This is a genomic window from Anaerobacillus alkaliphilus, from assembly GCF_004116265.1.
Classification (GTDB): domain Bacteria; phylum Bacillota; class Bacilli; order Bacillales; family Anaerobacillaceae; genus Anaerobacillus; species Anaerobacillus alkaliphilus.
Genome location: NZ_QOUX01000046.1, coordinates 887,148 through 909,871, shown reverse-complemented (window position 1 = coordinate 909,871; position 22,724 = coordinate 887,148). Strand labels below are relative to the sequence as shown.

The following is a 22,724-nucleotide window of genomic DNA, read 5'->3' as shown; positions in this document are numbered from 1 at the left end:
AAAAACAAGTGATGACAGGTAAGCTAATAACAGTTAATTATAAATGTTTAAAAGAAGTTTACCACTATTGTAATAGTAGTAACACAGACTTTACTATCCGTATGTTACAGTTTCATTATGGTACGGCTAATTAACCAATAATAATAAAGAAAATTTTATGACAAAGATAAAACTGTACTACAAAATATTACGCCTATTTTCTATAAAAGTATTGAATTCTTATAGTAACAATGTTTAAATAATAAAGGTAAAACAACCGGAATTAAATTGAAACTTTTTTAACTTTGAAGGAGATGTAGTAAATGGCAAAAATCATGGCGATAAATGCTGGTAGCTCGTCATTAAAGTTCCAACTATTAGACATGCCAAATGAAACTGTTGTAACGAAAGGTATTGTAGAGAGAATAGGCTTAGGTGATTCTATTTTTCAAATAGATGTAAATGGTGAGAAACAAAAAGAAACACGAGATATTGGAGATCATTCTGAAGCAGTAAATATATTATTAGAAAAATTAACAGGCCTTGGTATAATTAGCTCTTTGGATGAAATAGAAGGTATTGGTCATCGTGTAGTGCATGGTGGTGAAAAATTTAACGATTCAGTAGTTATTACTGAAGAAGTACTAAAAGGAATAGACGAAGTATCAGAATTAGCTCCTCTCCATAATCCAGCAAACATTGTTGGGATTAAGTCATTTATGGAGGTTCTCCCAAAAGTACCAGCAGTAGCAGTATTTGATACGGCCTTCCATCAAACAATGCCGGAGCAATCGTTTTTATACAGTCTTCCATATGAATACTATGAAAAATTTGGCATCCGCAAATATGGTTTTCATGGAACTTCTCATAAGTACGTTTCTGAACGTGCGGCGGAGTTACTAGGAAGACCGATTGAGCAATTACGTCTAATCTCTTGTCACCTAGGTAATGGTGCATCCATTGCAGCAATTGAAGGTGGTAAATCGATCGATACATCGATGGGGTTTACTCCTTTAGCTGGGGTAACAATGGGAACCCGTTCAGGGAATATTGACCCAGCTTTAATTCCTTTTATAATGGATAAAACCAATAAATCAGCTACAGAGGTTTTAGATGTATTAAATAAGAAAAGCGGTATGTTAGCCTTATCTGGTTTTTCAAGTGATCTTCGTGACATTGAGCAACTAGCTGAAGAGGGGCATGAACGAGCAGAATTGGCATTAGAAGTATTTACATCAAGAATTCATAAATATATTGGATCTTATGCAGCTAGAATGCATGGGGTTGATGCAGTTATATTTACAGCAGGTATTGGTGAAAACAGTGATGTTATTAGAGCGCGTGTTCTCAAGGGTCTAGAGTTTATGGGTATTTATTGGGATCCTTCATTAAACCAAGTACGGGGAAAAGAAGCATTCTTAAACTATCCTCATTCACCGGTGAAAGTCATGATTATCCCAACGAACGAAGAAGTAATGATTGCAAGAGATACTGTACGGTTAACCAAATAGGATTAAAAGCATCTACAAGCGAAAGTAGATGCTTTTTTGTTGTCTTTTCATTTCAGTTCCTTAAAGATATTTAGTAAAATATAAATAGCAACATATAGGTGGAGTGATGGTAGTGAAACATATTGCTGACGCAATAGAGGGTGAGCGATTTATCGGATTTCTTCTGGTAAAAGAATTAAATCACCGTATTGCAACAAATGGAAGTGAATATTTTGACCTTATGCTAGGGGATCGTTCTGGTCTGATTGGATCGAAACTTTGGGACGTAACCGAAGAGCAAAAAAGTACAATTACGGTAAAAAAAGTGGTGAAAGTAGATGGCATTGTAACAATTTACAGGAATCAAAAGCAGTTATCTATTCAGAGAATTCGTATAGCATTACCTGAAGACGATGTCGATATGCAAGCTTTAGTTCAAACTGCTGAAGTGCCAAGAGAAGAGTTGTGGCAAGATTTAAGAATGATGATTGAGGAAATTCAGTCGCCTACCTTACATAAACTAGTGAAAACAATTCTAATGTCAAAGGAAACTCGCGAAGCTATAACTACTTTACCTGCCGAGAAGAAAATGCACCACTCATATTATGCGGGATTACTTGAACATATTGTTACCTTATTAAATAGTGCTAGTCAACTTTTCCCTGTTTATCCCCAGTTAAATAAAGATTTAGTAATTGCTACGTGTATTTTACATGATATCGGTAAAACGAAAGAACTGACCGATCCAATTTTTCCTGAATACTCGACTGAAGGGGAGTTAATTGGACATATTGTCTTAGGGATTGAATTAATTAATGATGCGGCCCTTGAAGCAGGAATTAGTAGTCGAGACGAAGAGTTACTGGCACTTAAACACTGTATTCTTTCACACCACGGTGATGTTGATTTAGGTTATGGAAGTGCAATTTCAGGAAAGTTACCTGAAGCTATTTTCTTTCACTATCTAGATCAAATTGATGCGAAATTGAATGCGATGAAGCAAACAGTTTCAGGTAGTTCAGAAGAATGGGTTTATTCCCCAATGTTCAAACGGAAAATTAGAAATAGCTAAGGAGTGGTTCTAGTGGGGTTAACTAGCAGAGAAGAAGCAGTATGGGAAGCAATTGAACAGTGGGAAGAAGAGTATTTTATTGAAGGTGATAAAAATACTATTTACTCTCTTGAAACTAGCCTTAATAAGGCAATTGAAAAATGGCGCCCAGATCTACAGGAACGCTTATTTAATACCATTGATAGTCTTATTTTTCATAGCCATGCTATCTCACAAAACAGCAAATACGATAAAGAAACGACTGCCAAAGTTTTAGACTTTGGAAGAGTATTTAATAGTGATATCAATGAAATTGCAGATATGAAATACTTAACGATTGACCAATTGCGTTTCATTACCAATCAACAATTGGCAAAACAAAGGCTGCTTTCATTAGCTCAAGGTGGTTTTTCAGGAATAGGCGGCTTGTTAACAATTAGTTTAGATCTTCCTCTAATGCTTACAATTAATTTACGCTCAATTCAACTAACGGCTATGACATATGGTTATGATTTGTATAAACCGTATGAGTTAATGCTAGCACTTAAGGTTTTCCATGTAGCAACTTTGCCAAAAACGATGCAAAAAGAAGGTTGGAAGCAGTTAGTAATGGAGCTAAATCATATCGAAGACGAATGGCTTATGTTTGACGAAAAAGACAGTTATAAGTCCACTGTATGGTTACAGCAACCTGTTAAGCAAATTGGTAAAGGAATGGTCTTGTTTCTGCTAAGAAATAAGTTAATAAAGGGGATTCCTCTTTTAGGAATAACAGTAGGTGCTGCAGCAAATTACTTTCTTGCGAAACAAGTGACAGAAATAACTCACCAATTTTATCAAAAACGTTATCTTTTAGAAAAATAAACATTCAACATTCTTAAGTATATATCTTCAATACCCTGCTAAGATGTTGTAAAATTGAAGATACATATTGGGGGTGTCTCTGTTGTATCAATTTGAGTTTGACGAACGTTTAGGTATCGCAATTCCTGATCTTAAAAAAGATTGGAATTCGTACGATAAGGAAACACAAGAAGAAATTTTAACGAAATGGGAAGAAATTCGAGGGGATATCCCAGATCGAGTGAAACACTTAGAAGGAAAAATAAATCGAAAACAAGATGAATTGTATAATGAAGATGATTTTGACAGGTCTTGTACGTTAAATTCTGAAATCTCTGACCTGGCTTCAGCCATAAATGATCTTTGGTTATGGTTTAGGGCGCAAGGAGAAATTACTGGAAGAAGCCACTTTTAATTAAAGAATTATGAATTATGAATTATGAATTGGGTTGGATAAACCTTAAGTTACATGAAAGCTCCTTTATTTGCTTATTCTATAGAATATAGCAAGAAAGGAGTTTTTTATATGGGGCACATGGAAATCGAGGGTACTAAAATTAATTACGAGGACAGTCTTTATGGTGAAGAAGTACTCGTATTTGTCCATGGTTTTATAAGCTCGCTAATCTGTTGGAACCCTATAGTAAGTCATTTATCGAAACGCTTTCGTGTTATTGCTTTAGATTTACCCGGATTTGGCGATACAAAAGCAAGCACCGAATTTGAGTATACATTGGCGAATTACGGGATACTTGTAAACAAATTCATTCAATCGCTCGGGGTAGAGAAAGCTCACATTATTGGACACTCTCTTGGTGGTCAAATTGCTTTGCAAGCAGTGAAAAATAAGCCTGATTTGTATGATAAGTTATTTTTAATCGCGGCATCCGCCCAAAGAAAACGTCCACCATGGATTGCTAGGTTATTCTGTTACTTTCCACTTATTGATGAGGCTGCTTATCAGTTCTACTTTCAAGATGAGTTAGTTAATATTGCACTGAAAAAAGTACTGGCTGGTGGTGTAGGACTTGAGGATGAGATTTTACAGCCATACATAGACTGCTGCAAAAAAAGAGAAGTAGTTCAGGCTGTCATTCAGCTTGGTAAGGAACGAGAGGATGATATGTTGGATGAGGATATTCAAACCATACTTCACCCTACGTACTTGTTATGGGGAAGAGAAGATCAAGTTGTCCCATTAAAAGAAGGTGAGTTTTTGCATAAGAATATGCAAAATTCTACCTTGGCCATCCTAGAGCACTGTGGGCACTTACCAATGGAGGAATATCCTATAGCGGTTTTACATCATATCTATTCGTTTCTTCACCCAAACTTCTTAAATAGTGAATAAAAAAACTAATAAATATTACTTTTTTTTTATGAATATGTATTGCAAAATAATTCGAATATGTTAAAGTATTGATTAACGAATAGAGCAACTGTTGAATAAAAAGTAGAGAGCTTATTATATGAGCCTCTTTTCTTTTGGGACCTGTTGTATAAATATAATAAATAAAGCATCAATATTCATAATTGGAGGAATGGAAGAATGGGGAAGAAAAAAGTAGTTTTAGCATATTCAGGTGGATTAGATACATCAGTAGCAATTAAATGGTTAGGCGATCAAGGGTATGATGTCTATGCTGTTTGTTTAGATGTAGGTGAAGGAAAAGATCTTCACTTCGTTAAAGAAAAAGCGTTAACAGTTGGGGCAGTTGAATCTTATACGATAGACGCAACGAAAGAATATGCAGAAGACTTTGTATTGACTGCATTACAATCACAGGCAATGTATGAAGGGAAATACCCACTAGTTTCAGCTCTTTCTCGTCCACTAATTTCTAAAAAACTAGTGGAAATTGCTAACGAAGTAGGTGCTGATGCAGTAGCACATGGTTGCACTGGAAAAGGAAATGACCAAGTTCGTTTTGAAGTATCAATTCAAGCTCTTAACCCAAATTTAGAAGTGCTTGCACCTGTACGTGAATGGGGCTGGAGCCGTGATGAAGAAATTGAATATGCAAAAGAACATAATGTACCAATTCCTGTAAATTTAGATAATCCATATTCTGTGGATCAGAACCTATGGGGGAGAAGTTGTGAGTGCGGTGTTTTAGAGGATCCATGGGCTACTCCACCAGAAGGGGCATACGACTTAACGGTAAGTATCGAGAACGCACCTAATACTCCAGAATATGTAGAAATCGGTTTTGAACAAGGTGTTCCTATCACATTGAACGGTGAACAATATGACCTTGATAAGCTAATCTTAGAGCTTAATAGACTAGCTGGTAAACACGGAGTTGGCCGTATTGATCATGTTGAAAATCGTTTAGTAGGTATTAAATCTCGTGAAGTATACGAGTGTCCGGGGGCAATGACTCTTCTAAAAGCACATAAAGAACTTGAAGATCTAACATTAACAAAGGAAGTTGCTCATTTTAAACCTGTGATTAGCAAGAAAATTACTGAAATGATTTACGATGGCTTATGGTTTTCACCTTTAATGCCTGCTCTTCAAGCATTTTTAAAGGAGACACAAAAAACGGTTACAGGAACTGTTCGTGTAAAATTGTTTAAAGGTCACGCAATTGTTGAAGGTCGTAAATCTGAATTCTCTCTATATGATGAAAAGCTTGCAACTTATTCTACTGAGGATGAGTTTGATCATAGCGCTGCCGTTGGCTTTATTAAGCTTTGGGGACTACCGACAAAAGTTAGTAGTATGGTAACGAAGAAGGGAGTCAATTAACTGTGTCTGAAAAGCTATGGGGTGGAAGGTTTACAAAGAAAGCTGAAAGCTGGGTGGATGCCTTTGGGGCATCCATCGGCTTTGATAAAGAGTTAGTGAAAGAAGATATTCAAGGCAGCTTGGCACATATTCAAATGTTAGGCAAGTGTGGAATTGTACCTCAATCTGATGTTGAAAAAATCGTAGCTGGACTTATGATTATTCAAGAAAAAGCGGCACGTGGACAACTGGAATATTCTGTACAAAATGAAGATATTCATTTAAATATTGAAAAATTCTTAATTGATGAAATTGGTGAAGTTGGAGGTAAACTGCACACAGGTAGAAGTAGAAACGATCAAGTTGCTACGGATATGCACCTTTACTTACGAAATCAAGTAATAGAAATTTTGGAGTCAATTAAACATCTTCAAGAAGCAATCCTTGAACAAGGGAAGCAACATGTAGAGACAATCCTTCCTGGATATACTCATTTACAAAGAGCACAACCAGTTTCATTTGCTCACCATGTAATGACGTATTTTTGGATGTTACAACGTGATTATGAGCGTTTTTCCGATAGCTTAAAGCGGATAAATATATCCCCATTAGGAGCAGGTGCATTAGCTGGTACGACCTTTCCGATTGATCGTCAATATACAGCCGAGCTATTAGGATTTGAGGGGATTTATGAAAATAGTATGGATGCTGTTAGTGATCGTGATTTTATCGTAGAGTTTTTAAGTAATTCTTCAATGGTTATGATGCATCTTTCCCGTTTTTGTGAAGAATTAATTCTTTGGTCTAGTCAAGAATATCAGTTTATTGAATTGGATGATGCTTTTGCTACGGGAAGTAGTATCATGCCGCAAAAGAAAAACCCTGATATGGCTGAGTTAATTCGGGGAAAAACAGGGAGAGTATATGGTAATTTGTTCTCATTACTAACGGTATTAAAGGGTCTACCGCTAGCCTATAACAAGGATATGCAAGAAGATAAAGAAGGTATGTTTGATACAGTTCACACAGTGAAAGGTAGCCTGCAAATTTTTGCTGGTATGATTGAAACGATGAAAGTATTAGACGCTAATATGGAGAAAGCAACAAATGAAGATTTCTCTAATGCTACAGAATTAGCGGATTACCTAGCAACGAAAGGTATGCCATTCCGTGCAGCACATGAGGTCGTAGGGAAATTAGTGCTTCATTGTATTCAAAGCAAAAAGTACCTATTAGACTTAACTATGGCCGAATTTAAGCAAGCTAGTTCCTTATTTGAGGAGGATATTTATCAAGTACTTGAACCAAAGACGGTTGTTGCAAGACGGAACAGTGCTGGTGGAACTGGTTTTGAACAAGTAAAAATAGCACTAGTTAAAGCTGAAGATATAATAAAAAAGAAATAGTAATAGAGAAAAGAGGATAACCTTTAGGTTGCCTCTTTTCTCTATTTATTGAACATTTTTTAGTTGCGAACGATTAGTACATCACATTTTGCCGTGCGCGCTATATACTCTGAGACGCTACCAATTAGGAGTCGTTCGATTGCACTTAACCCAGTGGCACCGGTAATAATTAAGTCCACTTCATATTTCTTTGCAATATCCTTAGAGACTTTTACCTTTGGAGAACCAAAATCTAAGACACAAGTAGTCTCAATTCCAGCCTTTTCAACTATTGCCTTGTATTCTGAAAGCATATCTTTAGCATATTCCTCAGCCCTAGTAACAATAGCACGATCATATTGTTCAACTGTAGCAAACGTTCTGGTGTCTACGATGTGAGTAATAATTACTTTAGCATGGTCTTTTTTAGCTACATCGATTGCTTTTAGTAAGGCTTTTTTTGCTTCATTTGACCCGTCTACAGCTACTAAAATGTTTGAGTAGTTTCTCTCCATAGGTTTCACCCCTATTTTCAAAATAATGTCATGCTTACAACTAAATTATACCATGTAAAGACTTCTATATTTTGGTGAAGATGTCATAAATCGTGAATGTTTGATGAATAATATCTGAGAAGAAAAAAGGAGGTGATAAAATAAATGAAAGATCCCAAGTATCAGAATACCATTTTTGACGAAGAAGGCGATGCTGTTGTTAGACAACAGTTGTTAGACTCTTATTATGAAGGAACAACAGACACAAACAGAAGAACTGATGACGCTAGTGAAGATACTCAATAAATGTTGGTCAACTACCTTGGTTTTTGTTACCAAGGTATTTATTTTATCTATAGAGATTACTTTAAGAAAAAATATTAGAACTAAGTTTATGAAGCATTCTTTTTTACTTTGAATTACCATAACAATATAATAAAAGTATCATGTAGCTATTACGTTATTGGGGGAGGAGGAGAGTTTCATGCGTCATGCTTTAATTACAGCGGGGACAAAGGGATTAGGAAAGAAAGTATCTGAAAAGTTATTAGAAGATGGTTATAAGGTTTCTGTTAGTTATCGCAGTGATCAAGAAGCTGTTGAACGATTAACTAAGGAATGGGCAAGATATCAAGGTTCATTTCAATTTATTAAAGCAGATGTAACTCAAAAAACTGATATTGAACATTTAGTTGATCAGGCAGCTAATTCTTTTGGGGCTATTCATATTTTAATTAATAATGCAGGACCATACGTGTTCCAACGAAAAAAACTTTTAGAATATAGTGACAGTGAATGGTATGAAATGCTAGAAGGAAACTTAAGCAGTGTGTTCCACTTAGTAAAAAAAGTAGTTCCAATGATGAGAAGAGAAAATTTTGGTCGAATAATCACCTATGGATTCCAAGGTGCAGAAGGAACGCCAGGTTGGTTATATAGATCTGCCTTTGCGGCTGCTAAAGTTGGACTAGTCTCCTTAACTAAAACAATAGCTATAGAAGAGGCTGAAAATCGTATCACAGCTAATATGGTTTGTCCAGGGAATATAGTTGGTGATATGAAAGAGGCATCAATTGAGGATGCTAGAAAGTTTGTTGATAAAGATACTCCTGTTGGACGATCCGGAACAGGTGAAGATATTAGCCGAGTTGTGTCATTTTTGTGCGATGAAAATTCCGATATGATTACAGGTACAGTTATTGAAGTAACAGGAGGAGTAGATGTATTACATCGCTTCCGGTAATACCAATAAAATTGTCCATTATAGGGAAGTATAAATCATCCATTACTTACTAATAGTAGTAATGAGGTGATGAACGTGAAAAAAATGCTTATTTTGTTAATGTTAATTTTGGGTTTATTTATATTACCTTCTCAAAGTAATGCCTTAAATCTAATGGAGAGTTTCTTTCTTAAGATCACAATTAACGAGAATGACTCTGAATTTCAATGGGAGTATACTAGTCCAGGAAAGTATGAATTTGAAAAAGGGACAGAGGTTATAAAGTCCGAGGTAGCTAAACAAGAAATGTTGGCGATAATTAAAACGCTTCAATTATCTGAAAAAGCAAAGGCTGAAGAAATGGTTGAAAGACTAAAAAAAGACAAATATCCCGACATAGAAAGGCTCGATATCCGTTGGATGACAGGAGATCATAAGCTCTTTACATGGGTATGGGAGAAAAAATAAAAAAAGATTGTCTCTCAAAAGATAAGGGTATGGCATTTTGCCATACCCTTATCTAATTTACACAATGATTAATTCCTTCGGAAAACTTGTTAAGCTCTCAAAGCCATCTTTGGTAATAACGATGTCATCTTCGATACGGACCCCACCAATGTTTGGTACATAGATCCCAGGCTCGACGGTAAAAACAGCACCTTCTTGTAAGAGGTCATTATTATTTTCACTCATTGAAGGGAATTCATGAACTTCGATGCCTAGACCATGTCCAATTCTATGTGGAAAGTAATCCCCATAACCAGCGTCATTAATATAATTTCTTGCTGCTAGGTCAATGTCACCAATTCTCGTACCAATCTTACAAACAGAAAGTGCTTGCAATTGTGCGCCTAGTACAGTCTGATAGATTTCTCGTTGTTTTTCGCTAATATCTTGGAATGCTACTGTTCTTGTAATGTCTGAACAATAACCATCAAGTACAACACCAAGATCAAATAATACGAAGTCACCACGTTTGATTTCAGTAAGACCAGGGTTTCCGTGAGGATCAGCAGATTTAGCACCAGTAAGCACCATAGTCGAGAAAGACATTTCGCGAATTCCTTTTTTCTTTAACTCATATTCAATCAATGCCAAGACATCCATTTCGCACTTTCCAGCCTTAATAGCATTTACACCAACCTCAACACCATAATCAGCGAGCTTGGCTGCTTGTTTTAGAATGGCTAGTTCTCCATCATCTTTGATTAATCGAAGGGAATAAAGCTTCTCTTCTACTGATACTAGGTTTCCTTCGGGATAAATGCTTAGTAATGCATTTGCTCTAGTATAAGAGATATGCTCTTTCTCAATAGCAATTGTATTAACGGAAGAATGTTGCTTTTTAAGACGCTGTTCTAGTAAGTGCCACGGGTTCTCAGAATCACTGTAGCTAATGATTTCGTACTCCCAACCTGCAGCTTTTGCTTGTGGTTTTTCCATGTTTGGACAAATCAGAATAGGTTCAGAAGTCGGAAAAATTACGATTCCAACTAAACGCTCATGAGGTTCTGTATAAAATTTTGATAAATAAAAAACATTAGCTTTTGTCTGTACAAAAGCCATATCTATTTGTTTCTCTGCTAACCAGTTCATTACTCCTTTGAGTCGCTGATTCATAAAGACCACCTTTCTTAATTACAAATATATGTATGGTTTCACTTTACCATTTAACTGTTCGTTTGTTAAACAGAACTTCTTTTTTTGTGAAAATTCTAAGAATAAAGCAGGAATTTCTAGTTTTAAAAGGAAATAGATTTGTGAATAAAGGTAAGTAAATAAATTTAATTTGGGGTGTTTATATATGAAACTAACGTATCACGGTCATTCAGTGGTTTTAATTGAAGCTAATGATAAGAGAATTATAATCGATCCTTTCATTAGAGGAAATGGTTCAACAACCTTAAATGTAGAGGAACTTAAAGTAGATGTCATTCTATTAACACATGGTCATAACGACCATGTTGGTGATACCGTTGAATTGGCAAAGAAAAATCATGCTCTTGTCGTAGCTCCATTTGAATTGGCTACGTATTTAGCATGGCAAGGAGTAAATGTTCATCCGATGCACATTGGTGGGGCTTATCAATTTGATTTTGGTAAGGTGAAACTTACACCAGCGTTCCACGGCTCAGCCTATGAAGAAGTAACTACGAAAACGATTGTTTATACAGGTATGCCTGCAGGTATTCTCTTTTCTGCTGAGGGAAAAACAATTTACCATGCAGGTGATACAGCCTTATTTTCAGACATGAAAATGATAGGTGAGCGAAATAACATTGATGTTGCTTTCTTACCAATTGGAGATAATTTTACTATGGGACCTGAAGATGCGGCAACGGCAGCTTTATGGCTTAATGCCAAAACAGTTGTCCCAATTCACTTCAATACATTCCCTGTTATTGAGCAAGATCCACACGCGTTTGTAGCTAGCTTACAAAACGGGATCGATGGAAAGGTTCTAGCTTCAGGCGAGACACTAGAAGTGTAAAATAACCTAGAGGAGACCAGTCACAGTAATGTGGTTGGTCTTCGTTTTTTAAAAGGCTCTTTTCGTAAAATCTGTGGTTCCAATGAGTCAAAATGGTAGGCGATTTAAACGGCATCCTCCTAAAGTCTGGAAAAGTTAGTCAAAATAACGGGTGATTTAGACCGTATTCTCCTAAAGTCTGGAAAAGTTAGTCAAAATAATAGGTGATTTAAACCAGATTCTCCTAAAGTCTGGAAAATTCAGTCAAAATAACGAGTAATTTAAACCGGATTCTCCTAAAGTCTGGAAAAGTTAGTCAAAATAATGGGTGATTTAAACCAGATTCTCCTAAAATATGGAAAAGTTAGTCAAAATAACGAGTGGTTTAAACCGAAATCTCCTAAAGTCTGGAAAAGTTAGTCAAAATAACGAGTGATTTAAACTGTATTCTCCTAAAGTCTGGAAAAGTTAGTCGAAATAACGAGTGATTTAAACTGTATTCTCCTAAAGTCTGGAAAATTCAGTCAAAATAACGAGTGATTTAAACCGTATTCTCCTAAAGTCTGGAAAAGTTAGTCAAAATAACGGGTGATTTAGACCGAATTCTCCTAAATTCCGGAAAAGATAGTCGAAATAACGGGTGATTTAGACTGAATTCTCCTAAAGTCTGGAAAAGTTAGTTAAAATAATGGGTGTTTAAACCACGTTCTCCTAAAGTCTGGAAAAATCAGTCGGAATAACGGGTGATAGTAATGATAGGATATTAATTAAACCAAATCGACCTAAATCTGTAAAAAGTTAATCGGAGTAATGAAATATAAATGATAACTTAATATTAAAGATGTCCGCCATATCTACTGCAATGTCTATCCTAATAATTTGAAAATAGCAATCTTTTGTGAAAACAGCTTTTAAAAACACCAATAACCAATCATCATTATTGTATCCCTGCATATAATTCAATAAGACAACCTATCTGAAGGGGAGAGAAGTATGCGAAGAAATCGTTTGTTATTATGCTTTTTACTTGGTATAGCCATTATGTTTTATGGTGTGCCTTATTTAAACTTCCAGGGAGATACGAAAACTATCGTATTTTCAATAGCTTGGATAGTGTTTGCACTCATTGCTATTAGTGGAAATATGATTGCCCTTCTTTATGGTAAAAGAGTTGAGAGAAGTAGAACAACGAGACAGAAGGCATCACCACAAAGAAAACAAAAAGTACGACAATATAGTTAATTGCCTTGAAAACAAGCTCTCTCATCTATATACTTGTATTAGTACAGAAAAGATAAAGTATGAATACAGGTGGAAAGTGGGGGAGCTTAATGACAAAACATGAACAGATTTTACAACACATACAATCCCTAGAAATTGGTCATAAGATTTCCGTGAGACAAATTGCAAAAGCATTGACTGTTAGTGAGGGGACGGCTTATCGTGCAATTAAGGATGCTGAAAATCAAGGGTTAGTAAGTACCATTGAGCGCGTAGGTACGATACGTATTGAGAAAAAACAGAAAGAGAATTTTGAGAAACTTACTTTTGCTGAAGTTGTAAACATTGTTGATGGACAAGTTCTTGGGGGAAGAGACGGACTACATAAAACACTGAGTAAATTTGTTATCGGTGCGATGAAAGCGGAAGCAATGATGCGTTATGTAGAGGCAGGTAACTTATTAATTGTTGGTAATAGAAATCAAGTACATAAATTGGCCCTACAAGCTGGGGCAGCGGTCCTTCTTACAGGAGGATTTGATACATCTGAGGAAGTGAAGAAGCTAGCTGATGAATTGAACTTACCAATCATTTCAACTTCTTATGATACGTTTACTGTAGCCACTATGATTAACCGAGCTATCTATGATCAATTAATCAAAAAAGAAATTATACTTGTAGAAGATATATATATAAAGTTAGAAGCTACTTATTTCTTAAAGACGAATGATAAAATAGAAAAATGGTTTGAATTTAACGAAAAAACCGGTCACAGCCGCTATCCTGTCGTAGATGAAAACATGAAAGTTCAAGGTATGGTTACCTCAAAGGATGTTATGGGTGTTGAAAAACATATTGAGATTGAAAAGGTCATGACGAAAAGTCCCCTTTCAGTAAACGGCCAGACCTCAGTTGCTTCTGCTGCACATTTAATGGTTTGGGAAGGAATTGAACAACTGCCGGTTGTTGACAACTATAAGAAGCTAATTGGAGTTATTAGCCGTCAAGATGTTCTAAAAGCATTGCAAATGAACCAGCGTCAGCCTCATATTGGTGAAACGATTGAAGACTTAGTAACGAGTAGATTTCAAGATGCAACAATTGGAAATGAAATATGTTATCGTTGTGAAGTCACACCGCAAATGACGAATCAATTAGGAACGATATCTTACGGGGTTTTTACGACGATCGTGACTGAAGCAGGTAGTAGAGCGTTACGTGTTCATAAAAAAGGGGATTTAGTAGTAGAGAATATTACTCTCTATTTTATTAAACCTGTACAAATTGAAAGTATGATTGAGATATTCCCAAGGGTCTTAGAAATTGGACGTAAATTCGGAAAAGTAGATGTTGAGATCTTCCATGAAGGGACAATTGTAGGAAAAGCGTTAGTGATGGCGCAAATTATTGATAGATAAAAAAGAATGTTGCGTAAAGGGCGAGTGCCTTTAAAGCAACATTCTTTCTTAAATGGCTTCTTTTATTTACTATATACTTCTAAAGCAATCTAGCTCTTAGCGTTTGCTTCTTCTAGAACTAATGGGGAATAATGCTTGTATGCTTTAAACCCAAAGATAACATTAGCAGCACCGAGTAAAATAAATATCGTCCCGACAATAAGTGCCACAGGTGTTATTAGGATAATTTGATTTATTCCAAATGAGACTAGAAACACACCGACAGCAATATTTGCCTTTGTTCCAATCCATTTCTTCTCGATAGGGGATTTTGAACGGAAATAATTCACTTTATAGAATAGATAGAAGACTGCAGAGACAACAATTAAAAAAGTAGTAATCAACGAATCCACCTCTTAAAGAATTTTTATAGTTATATTGTAACTTGATTATGTAGGAAAAGCTAATATTAAAATTGTTGGGAGAAAAGGAGAACAGGATGAAGCACGAAATTATTGAAATGATAGAGAAGTATCAAAAAATTATTATTCACCGACACGTCAGACCAGATCCAGATGCTCTAGGTTCCCAGGGGGGTCTAGCATACTTATTGAAAGAGCATTACCCAAAGAAGGAAGTTTATGTCGTAGGTGATGAAGAACCTTCACTTCAATACATCATTGAGATGGACGAATTACAAGATGATATATTTGAAGATGCCTTAATTGTTATTTGTGACACTGCTAATGTAGAACGAATTAGTGATGAGAGGTATAGTAAAGGAGATAAAATAATTAAAATTGACCATCATCCTAACGAAGATCCTTATGGCGATATTATTTGGGTAGATACTAATGCAAGCTCTGTAAGTGAGATGATCTATGAGCTTTTTGAGACATGGAATGATTTAAAAGGGATGGAAATGACCGAGAAGGCTGCAAGATGTTTATTTGCAGGAATAGTTGGTGATACAGGAAGATTTCGTTATCCTAATACAACAGAACGCACATTCCAATATGCAAGTGAGTTAGTAAAACAACCCTTCTCTTTGGTTGACATCTATGAACCGATGGAACGAATTAGTTTAAATGATGCTAGACTTCAAGGCTACATATTAAATAACTTTGAACAATATGAAAATGGGGTAGGGGCAATAAAATTATCTCAATCAATTCTTCAAGAGTACAAAGTGACACCTAGTGACGCATCAAGATTAGTAAACACGTTTGCGAATATAGAGGGAATAAAGGCTTGGGTGTTCTTTGTGGAAGAGCCAGATCAATTAATTAGAGTTAGGTTGCGTTCAAAAAAACCAATTATTAACGGTTTAGCTCAACGGTTTAATGGTGGTGGTCATCCCTTAGCAGCAGGAGCATCTGTTTTTTCTTGGGAACAAGCGGATGAAGTTTTAGCTGGGTTACACGAAATATGCCGTGAAGGTTAAGAAAAAAAGTAATGTAAGCTAAAAAGCTACATTACTTTTTTTTGTGGGATAAACCAAAAACCAGAGGAGGTTACATCTTCATAGACAGTTATTCCAAGGCGTTCCAACTCTTTTTTTACATAAGAAGCCACTTCTTTTGATTCGGTATAAGCAGAGTAGCCAGCTTTAATTTGTTCCACTTTTACCCTTGCTAATTTCTTTCGGCTAATAATCATTGAAACTCCTCCTTATTATTGTTCTACATATCTAGTATACAACAATTTATGGAAAGAAGTGTTTGTCTTGATGATTTATCCGAAAATTTTTAAAACTTTTTTGTCACAATTCGTACAAAGTTAATCAGCTAGGCGAATTTCTACAAATACTTGAAGTTTTGTATACAAAACAAAGTCTCTAACCACAACATGGTATCTCTTGTCATTGACTTCAAATACTTTATTTTCAATTGATTGGTATAAAAGATCTTTACTCTCTGCTACGGATTCAATATTTCTATTGAGAACAGCAGATAGTTCTTTTTCAATTTGACTTCGTAGGTCATGAGTAGAAAGTTCACTCAGTCTAAATGCTTTATCATTTTTGAAGTAAACCTTTACTTCTTGGACCGTCAACTTTTTCTGATTTTCTTTATTCAGTTCATCTTTATCACTTCTTAAGATCTCAATTGTATCTTTTTGGTTTTTAATGGTGGCCTCTTGCATTTTGATTTTTGTAACGAGCTTTTCTTGAACTTCACCAAACTCATAAATGAAAAAGAACCAGCCGATAATCATACCTATAATTACCCCAGCAAAAAAGCGTTGCCATCCAGCCTGTTTATAGTAAGGAGGTATCCGCATCATTCATTAGGCCTCCTGAGTGATCCACTGAATCAGTACTCCCCCCGAATGAGCACCTGAAAGAGCGGCGAAAATCATAAACAATGTTTTGGCAATATCTATATGTGACCCATCATAAATTCCTCTTTCAATACTGTAGATGGCGTCAAAGGTACCGCCAATGGCAGCTACCATTGCCCAAATCTTTAACCCAGTTGCAAGATCATTTATCGTGGACAACGGTGGCTTTCCGATTAAGAATGCACCTATTCCACCAACAATCGCCCCTCCAATTACCACACCAAAGGCGACAAAAAAATCCATGATCAGTGTTGCAATAAATTCTTTATCCATCTGAAAGCCTCTCCTTTATTGAATGTAGAATGTAAAATGAAAATCTGATCAAAAAATTAATAGGGATAAGTTCCTTTCAAAAAGTGGAATTTTCATTCTTAATTATCTTTACTAATACTTATGGGACAAAGTTATTATATATACTTGTAAAGAGTTTTTTTTATGGGTTTCATGATATAAATAAAAGTTCTAATTTGTAGTTCACTATTGGTAGTAATATAATGAAAGAAAAAGATCGTACGTTCTGTTTCGAGTGATTTTGATTGAATGTTGAATGGTCTAATTTTTGCATCTGCCATTCGAAAAGGGGGAAAGAACGTGGAGTTTGTTCATCTTCATGTCAATACTGAATATAGCTTATTAAGAAGTTCTGCGAAAATTGAGGCGCTTGTAGCTCGTGCGAAGGAATTGCAATTTTCTGAGATTGCTATCACTGACCAAAGTGTACTGTATGGAGTAATTCCTTTTTATAAGGCTTGTAAACAGGTGGGAATTAAACCCATTATTGGTCTTGAACTATGTATAACAACCAAAAATAAGGACGAAACATGGATCATCCTTCTAGCAAAATCACAGGTAGGATATCAAAACTTAATGAAACTATCTAGCATTTCTCAGGTCCTTGGTTCTAACCAAAAGAAGCAAGTTGAAAAACATCATTTATTTTCATATTGTAAAGACCTAATTGCAATCAGTTCTCCCTCCAAAGGTGAGATTCAACAGCTAGTTTTGGAAGGTAAGAGTGAGCTTGCACTTCTAACAATAAAAGAATATCAAACGCATTTTGGAGACGACTTTTACATCGGAATTCATGATCATGGTATGGCCACTGAAAAAGAATTAAATTTAAAAATCGTAAAGCTCTCAAGAGAATATCAAATGAACTTGGTAGTTACCAACCAAGTCGTGTATATAAGGAAAGAAGATGCGCTTGCGCAAAGGTGCTTATTGGCGATAGAACAAGGTACAACATTAGAGGAAATAAAAACGGAATTCCATACAAATGAGTACTACTTAAAATCTAAACAGGAAATGGAACAACTATTTTCTCAAATTCCTGAAGCGCTCCTAAATACAAAAAAAATTGCAGATAAGTGTAATCTAATATTGAACTTTGGAGAACATGCTTTACCGAAGTTTCCGCTGCCAGCAGGAGTGAATTCAAAAGAATATTTATTTAAGTTGTGCCAAGAAGGACTACTAACACGTTATAAACTACTTACAGATGAAATACAAGAGCGTTTACTATTTGAACTTAAAATTATAGATCAAATGCAGTTCAATGATTATTTTCTAATAGTGTGGGATTTTATGAAATTTGCACACGAAAAAGGGATGATTACAGGACCAGGAAGAGGTTCTGCTGCAGGGTCATTAGTTGCGTATGTCTTACATATTACCAATGTAGATCCAATTAAATATGATTTGCTTTTTGAACGTTTCCTCAACCCTGAACGTATAACAATGCCAGATATTGATATTGATTTCCCAGATACAAGACGGGAAGAAGTTATCGAGTATGTTTTTCAAAAATATGGTAAAAATCATGTTGCGCAGATTATCACATTTGGGACACTAGCAGCAAAGGCAGCACTTAGAGACATTGGGAAAGTCCTTGGAATCCCTTTAAAGCAAATTGATAGTGTTGCTAAACAGATTTCTTCAAGACCAAATTTGACGATTGATGAGGCTGTTAAAGAGACACCTAGCTTGCAGAAACTTATTCAAGAGAGTGATGTAATAACCGATTGGTTCCACTTAGCAAAAAGGGTTGAAGGTATTCCTAGGCATGCTTCTACTCATGCAGCGGGTATCGTCATAAGTAAGGACCCTTTAACTGATAAGGTGCCAGTACAAAAAGGCCATTACGAAGTTTTGTTAACACAATATCCTATGACAATTTTAGAGGAGATAGGTCTATTAAAGATGGACTTTCTTGGTTTAAGAAACCTATCATTCCTAGAAGAAATTGTTTCTCATATCTATCAAATGGAAGGAAAAAAGATTAACTTGGAAAGTATCCCTTTTGACGATCAAAATACGTTCCAATTATTAGGAGTTGGTGATACAACAGGTGTTTTTCAGCTAGAATCTCCGGGGATGAGACGAGTGCTATCTAATTTAAAACCAACTGAATTTGAAGATATTGTGGCTGTTAACGCTTTGTATAGGCCAGGTCCAATGGAAAACATTCCGCTTTTCATAGCGGGAAAACATAATAAACGCCAAGTTAATTATACTCACCCAGACTTAAAGCCGATATTAGAAAAAACGTATGGGGTTATTATTTATCAAGAGCAAATTATGCAAATTGCTTCTAAATTAGCTGGTTTTTCTCTCGGTGAGGCTGATATCTTAAGGAGAGCAGTTAGTAAGAAGAAATTAGAAACATTGGAAGAACAGAGAAACAGATTTGTACAAGGATGTTTAAAGCGGGGCTATGATCAGAAGATTAGTAATGATGTTTACGATTTGATTGTCCGTTTTGCTAATTATGGTTTTAACAGAAGTCATTCGGTTGCCTATAGTGTTATATCATATCAATTGGCTTATCTAAAAGCCAACTATCCTTCCGCTTTTTTCACTGCACTATTAACAAGTGCGATTGGACAACCTGAAAAAATAAACCAATATATTATTGATGCCAAGAAGAAGGGTATCATTGTTCTTACGCCTTCTATTAATAAATGTAGCGCAGGTTTTATAATTGGTAGTTCAAATGACATAGAATTTGGTCTTGCTGCAATAAAAAATGTCGGTATTAGAGCAATTGAGGAGATTGTTCGAGAACGTCAAAAAGGGGGATATTATAAAAATATCTTTAATTTTTGTGCTAGAGTGAGCACAAGGTATATAAATCGAAGAACCTTGGAGTCACTAGTAGCAGCTGGAAGTTTTGATGATTTTGGTCAACATCGAGCAAGTCTTTTAGCTACGTTGGATTATGCTTTAGAGTTTGGAGAACAGGTGAGGCAACAAACAGAGGATAGACAATCGCAACTTTTTTATGAAGAAGTTAAGGTGCCTGAAGGAATACAAGTTCCACCATTTAAAGATTCTGAAAAACTTCATTATGAAAAAGAGGCATTAGGTTTTTATCTATCTAGTCATCCAATTGAGGACTATTCTGAAGTTGCTAATTCTCATAATCGGATCTTGGTTGCGGATGCTCTAGCCAAAGGCGAAGGAATTGTACGTCTTGCTGGACTTTTAGAGACCATTCGAGTCGTTAAAACCAAAAAAGGGGAACAGATGGCATTCTTAAAGTTTAGCGATGAGAGTGGTGAACTAGAATTGACCGTCTTCCCAAAACAATACCGAGAATTCTTTGCTTTAATGAAGATTGGGCAGTTAGTTTTCTTAGAAGGAAAACTAGAGGTATCCAACGAACGAACGCAAGTAATTATCTCTAAGGTTTTAGATGTAAAAAACCTTTCTAGGAGTCAAATTAAGGAAGGTATATTGTACTTAAAAATAGATCAAAATCATGCTAACCAAACTAAGCTTGTTCAGTTAAAAAGTACGTTAAAAATGTTTCCTGGCAATAGTAAAGTAATTCTTTATTATGAAGAGCGGAAGCAAACAGTTCAATTGTCTGATGAATTTCGAATTACAGCGTCAAATCAATGTATAGAAGCTCTTAATGAAATGCTTGGAAAAGGAAATGTGGTTCTAAAATCGTAAGGGTATGTACAGAATGTCATCATCTGTTATAATGAATAAGGGAGAGTGGTCTGACCACTTTAATACCTGGTTCTAAATTAGTAAGGGGAGAGTGAAGGTTTTATGGCAACATTAAGGGAAGAAGCTTTACATATGCATCGTATTAATAAGGGGAAGTTAGAGACAATATCTAAAATTCCAGTACGTAATGCTTATGATTTAAGTTTGGCATATTCGCCAGGAGTTGCAGAGCCTTGTAAGGAAATATTTGATGATGTTAGCAATGTATATGAGTACACAATGAAAGGCAATATGGTTGCAGTTGTTTCAGACGGAACAGCGGTACTAGGTTTAGGGAATATTGGACCTGAAGCAGCCTTGCCTGTTATGGAAGGTAAGGCACTATTATTCAAATCGTTTGCTGGTGTAGATGCATTTCCGATTTGTTTAGCTACAACAGACATTGAAAAAATTATTGAGACAGTTAAGCTTCTTGAGCCAACATTTGGTGGTGTTAATCTTGAAGATATTGCTGCTCCTAATTGCTTTGTTATTGAAGAACGTCTTAAAAAGGAATGTAACATTCCGATCTTTCATGACGATCAGCATGGAACAGCGATTGTTACAGCCGCTGGTTTATTAAATGCCTTGAAACTTACAGGTAAGTCCATTTCGGAAGTGAAGGTAGTTGCAAATGGTGCAGGAGCTGCTGGTATTGCTTGTGTGAAACTAATGCAACGTATGGGAGTTAAGGATGTTATCTTGTGTGACACAAAAGGTGCTATATACGAAGGCCGTCCTGTAGGGATGAACCCAGTAAAAGATGAAATCGCAAAAGTTACAAATCGCGACAAGGTTCAAGGCACGTTAGCGGAAGTAATCAAAGGTACAGATGTTTTTGTTGGAGTTTCAGTTGAAGGAGCTGTGACAAAAGAGATGGTTGAGAGTATGAATCCAGACCCAATTATCTTTGCTATGGCAAATCCAGTTCCTGAAATTATGCCTGAGGATGCGAAAGCTGCAGGAGCTAGTGTGATTGGAACAGGTCGCTCTGATTTCCCAAATCAAATTAATAATGTTCTTGCGTTCCCAGGTATTTTCCGTGGAGCACTAGATGTTCATGCAACAAATATTAATGAAGAAATGAAAATTGCTGCAGTTGAAGCGATTGCCAGCTTAGTAACTGAGGATCAGCTAAATGCAGATTACGTAATTCCTGCACCATTTGACCCACGAGTTGCTCCAGCGGTAGCAAAAGCAGTGGCGAAAGCTGCCATGGAAACTGGAGTTGCAAGAAGAAAAGTAAATCCTGACGATGTAGAGGCAAAAACAAAAAAACTTGCAATTATTGAATAATCTTTTTTGACAGTCTACATTTCTAAGAGTTCGGAGGAGAGAGTGCATAGCGGATATAGGTAAAACAATTCTGATAAGGATTACTCTAGTCTCTGAACTCTATAAATATAAAAAAGGGTGGTGATAAATTTTTATGTCATCACAACAGGATAAGGTTTATATTGAAATTATTCGAGAGCTAAACCATATTATTCAAGAAGACCACCTTAGTACAGGAGACAAGCTCCCGTCTGAAAGAGAACTATCCGAGCGTCTAAATGTTGGCCGATCTTCGGTTAGAGAGGCGCTTCGGTCACTTGAATTATTGGATTTGATTGAAACTCGTCGTGGTGAAGGAACTTTTATTAAAAGTATCGGTGGGCACCGCTTAGTAGAAATTCTAGCGAGCTTTTTTTTAAGAGAGAAAAAAGCAAGAAATGATTTGGCAGAAACAAGAAAAATTGTGGAAATCGAAGCGTTGAGGCTTGCTTGTGATCGAATTGATGAAAATCAACTCTCAAAACTAGAAAATCTAATTACTCAATCAAAACATAGCTGGGAAAATGGTAACTTTCCAGTCGAAGAAGATTATTTATTTCATAAAACAATTGTTGAATCCTGTCAAAATAGGTTGTTACTTAACATTTGGATTTCACTTGTAGAGTATAGTAAAGTTGCATTACGGGAATCCTTGTCTAGGGAAGGGCGCCCTGAACAATCCATCATGGAACATGAAAAAATCTTTCTAGCATTAAATGCTAGAAATGTAGAGCTAGCCATTGCCGCATTAAAAAATCACCTCGAAAATAGTCGGTTTTAACCGTTAT

General features: G+C 35.9%; 23 protein-coding genes. 17 read left to right on the top strand and 6 right to left on the bottom strand.

Annotated features, from left to right (window positions below):
• Nucleotides 1-302: 302 nt before the first annotated feature.
• From DS745_RS19620 to argH, 7 genes are all read left to right on the top strand, one after another.
• On the top strand, nucleotides 303-1,490 hold the full coding sequence (locus DS745_RS19620) for an acetate kinase (protein ID WP_129079903.1): 1,188 nt from the start codon (nucleotides 303-305) through the stop codon (nucleotides 1,488-1,490).
• A gap of 106 nt (nucleotides 1,491-1,596) precedes the next feature.
• Nucleotides 1,597-2,541, top strand: a complete 945-nt coding sequence (locus DS745_RS19615) for a 3'-5' exoribonuclease YhaM family protein (RefSeq protein ID WP_338324556.1) — start codon at nucleotides 1,597-1,599, stop codon at nucleotides 2,539-2,541.
• A 12-nt stretch (nucleotides 2,542-2,553) separates the two neighbouring features.
• Nucleotides 2,554-3,384, top strand: a complete 831-nt coding sequence (locus DS745_RS19610; RefSeq protein ID WP_161568322.1) for an EcsC family protein — start codon at nucleotides 2,554-2,556, stop codon at nucleotides 3,382-3,384.
• Between the two features lie 79 nt (nucleotides 3,385-3,463).
• A complete protein-coding gene (locus DS745_RS19605) occupies nucleotides 3,464-3,778 on the top strand; it encodes a hypothetical protein (RefSeq protein WP_129080107.1) in 315 nt (104 codons plus the stop codon).
• Nucleotides 3,779-3,889: 111 nt separating this feature from the next.
• Nucleotides 3,890-4,714, top strand: coding sequence for an alpha/beta fold hydrolase (locus tag DS745_RS19600; protein ID WP_161568321.1), 825 nt, complete (start codon nucleotides 3,890-3,892; stop codon nucleotides 4,712-4,714).
• Between the two features lie 198 nt (nucleotides 4,715-4,912).
• Entirely contained in the window at nucleotides 4,913-6,115 is a 1,203-nt protein-coding gene (locus tag DS745_RS19595; protein WP_129079899.1) for an argininosuccinate synthase, read from the top strand.
• A 2-nt stretch (nucleotides 6,116-6,117) separates the two neighbouring features.
• Entirely contained in the window at nucleotides 6,118-7,500 is a 1,383-nt protein-coding gene (gene argH / locus DS745_RS19590) for an argininosuccinate lyase (protein ID WP_129079898.1), read from the top strand.
• A 59-nt stretch (nucleotides 7,501-7,559) separates the two neighbouring features.
• On the opposite strand, the gene DS745_RS19585 is transcribed toward argH, so the two are convergent.
• Nucleotides 7,560-7,994 (bottom strand): universal stress protein, encoded by a 435-nt coding sequence (locus DS745_RS19585; protein WP_129079897.1) that lies wholly within the window; start codon nucleotides 7,992-7,994, stop codon nucleotides 7,560-7,562.
• Between the two features lie 144 nt (nucleotides 7,995-8,138).
• Here DS745_RS19585 and DS745_RS24685 point away from each other — a divergent pair, with 144 nt between their 5' ends.
• From DS745_RS24685 to DS745_RS19575, 3 genes are all read left to right on the top strand, one after another.
• Nucleotides 8,139-8,279: a hypothetical protein gene (locus DS745_RS24685; RefSeq protein WP_161568320.1), complete on the top strand. Its 141-nt coding sequence runs from the start codon at nucleotides 8,139-8,141 to the stop codon at nucleotides 8,277-8,279.
• Nucleotides 8,280-8,457: 178 nt separating this feature from the next.
• Complete coding sequence (locus DS745_RS19580; protein WP_129079896.1) at nucleotides 8,458-9,216, top strand: SDR family oxidoreductase; 759 nt, start codon at nucleotides 8,458-8,460, stop codon at nucleotides 9,214-9,216.
• A 75-nt stretch (nucleotides 9,217-9,291) separates the two neighbouring features.
• On the top strand, nucleotides 9,292-9,663 hold the full coding sequence (locus DS745_RS19575; protein ID WP_129079895.1) for a hypothetical protein: 372 nt from the start codon (nucleotides 9,292-9,294) through the stop codon (nucleotides 9,661-9,663).
• Between the two features lie 57 nt (nucleotides 9,664-9,720).
• Here the strand turns inward: DS745_RS19575 and DS745_RS19570 are convergent, their stop codons facing one another.
• On the bottom strand, nucleotides 9,721-10,815 hold the full coding sequence (locus DS745_RS19570; protein ID WP_129079894.1) for a M24 family metallopeptidase: 1,095 nt from the start codon (nucleotides 10,813-10,815) through the stop codon (nucleotides 9,721-9,723).
• 184 nt (nucleotides 10,816-10,999) lie between these two features.
• Here DS745_RS19570 and DS745_RS19565 point away from each other — a divergent pair, with 184 nt between their 5' ends.
• From DS745_RS19565 to DS745_RS19555, 3 genes are all read left to right on the top strand, one after another.
• Nucleotides 11,000-11,686, top strand: coding sequence for a metal-dependent hydrolase (locus tag DS745_RS19565; protein WP_129079893.1), 687 nt, complete (start codon nucleotides 11,000-11,002; stop codon nucleotides 11,684-11,686).
• Between the two features lie 972 nt (nucleotides 11,687-12,658).
• Nucleotides 12,659-12,907: a hypothetical protein gene (locus DS745_RS19560; RefSeq protein ID WP_129079892.1), complete on the top strand. Its 249-nt coding sequence runs from the start codon at nucleotides 12,659-12,661 to the stop codon at nucleotides 12,905-12,907.
• 89 nt (nucleotides 12,908-12,996) lie between these two features.
• On the top strand, nucleotides 12,997-14,304 hold the full coding sequence (locus DS745_RS19555) for a CBS domain-containing protein (RefSeq protein WP_129079891.1): 1,308 nt from the start codon (nucleotides 12,997-12,999) through the stop codon (nucleotides 14,302-14,304).
• A gap of 89 nt (nucleotides 14,305-14,393) precedes the next feature.
• On the opposite strand, the gene DS745_RS19550 is transcribed toward DS745_RS19555, so the two are convergent.
• Nucleotides 14,394-14,687 (bottom strand): YtpI family protein, encoded by a 294-nt coding sequence (locus tag DS745_RS19550; protein WP_129079890.1) that lies wholly within the window; start codon nucleotides 14,685-14,687, stop codon nucleotides 14,394-14,396.
• Between the two features lie 95 nt (nucleotides 14,688-14,782).
• Between DS745_RS19550 and DS745_RS19545 the strand changes: the two genes are divergently transcribed.
• Nucleotides 14,783-15,727: a DHH family phosphoesterase gene (locus DS745_RS19545; protein ID WP_129079889.1), complete on the top strand. Its 945-nt coding sequence runs from the start codon at nucleotides 14,783-14,785 to the stop codon at nucleotides 15,725-15,727.
• Nucleotides 15,728-15,753: 26 nt separating this feature from the next.
• On the opposite strand, the gene DS745_RS19540 is transcribed toward DS745_RS19545, so the two are convergent.
• From DS745_RS19540 to ytrH, 3 genes are all read right to left on the bottom strand, one after another.
• Entirely contained in the window at nucleotides 15,754-15,942 is a 189-nt protein-coding gene (locus tag DS745_RS19540; RefSeq protein WP_129079888.1) for a YtzJ family protein, read from the bottom strand.
• A 120-nt stretch (nucleotides 15,943-16,062) separates the two neighbouring features.
• A complete protein-coding gene (gene ytrI / locus DS745_RS19535) occupies nucleotides 16,063-16,569 on the bottom strand; it encodes a sporulation membrane protein YtrI (RefSeq protein WP_241657868.1) in 507 nt (168 codons plus the stop codon).
• Between the two features lie 3 nt (nucleotides 16,570-16,572).
• Nucleotides 16,573-16,899 (bottom strand): sporulation membrane protein YtrH, encoded by a 327-nt coding sequence (gene ytrH / locus DS745_RS19530; protein WP_129079887.1) that lies wholly within the window; start codon nucleotides 16,897-16,899, stop codon nucleotides 16,573-16,575.
• A 318-nt stretch (nucleotides 16,900-17,217) separates the two neighbouring features.
• Between ytrH and DS745_RS19525 the strand changes: the two genes are divergently transcribed.
• The 3 genes from DS745_RS19525 (at nucleotide 17,218) to DS745_RS19515 (ending at nucleotide 22,717) form a co-directional block, all read left to right on the top strand.
• Nucleotides 17,218-20,583: a DNA polymerase III subunit alpha gene (locus DS745_RS19525; protein ID WP_129079886.1), complete on the top strand. Its 3,366-nt coding sequence runs from the start codon at nucleotides 17,218-17,220 to the stop codon at nucleotides 20,581-20,583.
• A 102-nt stretch (nucleotides 20,584-20,685) separates the two neighbouring features.
• On the top strand, nucleotides 20,686-21,918 hold the full coding sequence (ystJ, locus tag DS745_RS19520; RefSeq protein WP_129079885.1) for an NADP-dependent malic enzyme: 1,233 nt from the start codon (nucleotides 20,686-20,688) through the stop codon (nucleotides 21,916-21,918).
• A gap of 133 nt (nucleotides 21,919-22,051) precedes the next feature.
• Nucleotides 22,052-22,717, top strand: coding sequence for a FadR/GntR family transcriptional regulator (locus tag DS745_RS19515; protein ID WP_129079884.1), 666 nt, complete (start codon nucleotides 22,052-22,054; stop codon nucleotides 22,715-22,717).
• Nucleotides 22,718-22,724 lie beyond the last annotated feature (7 nt).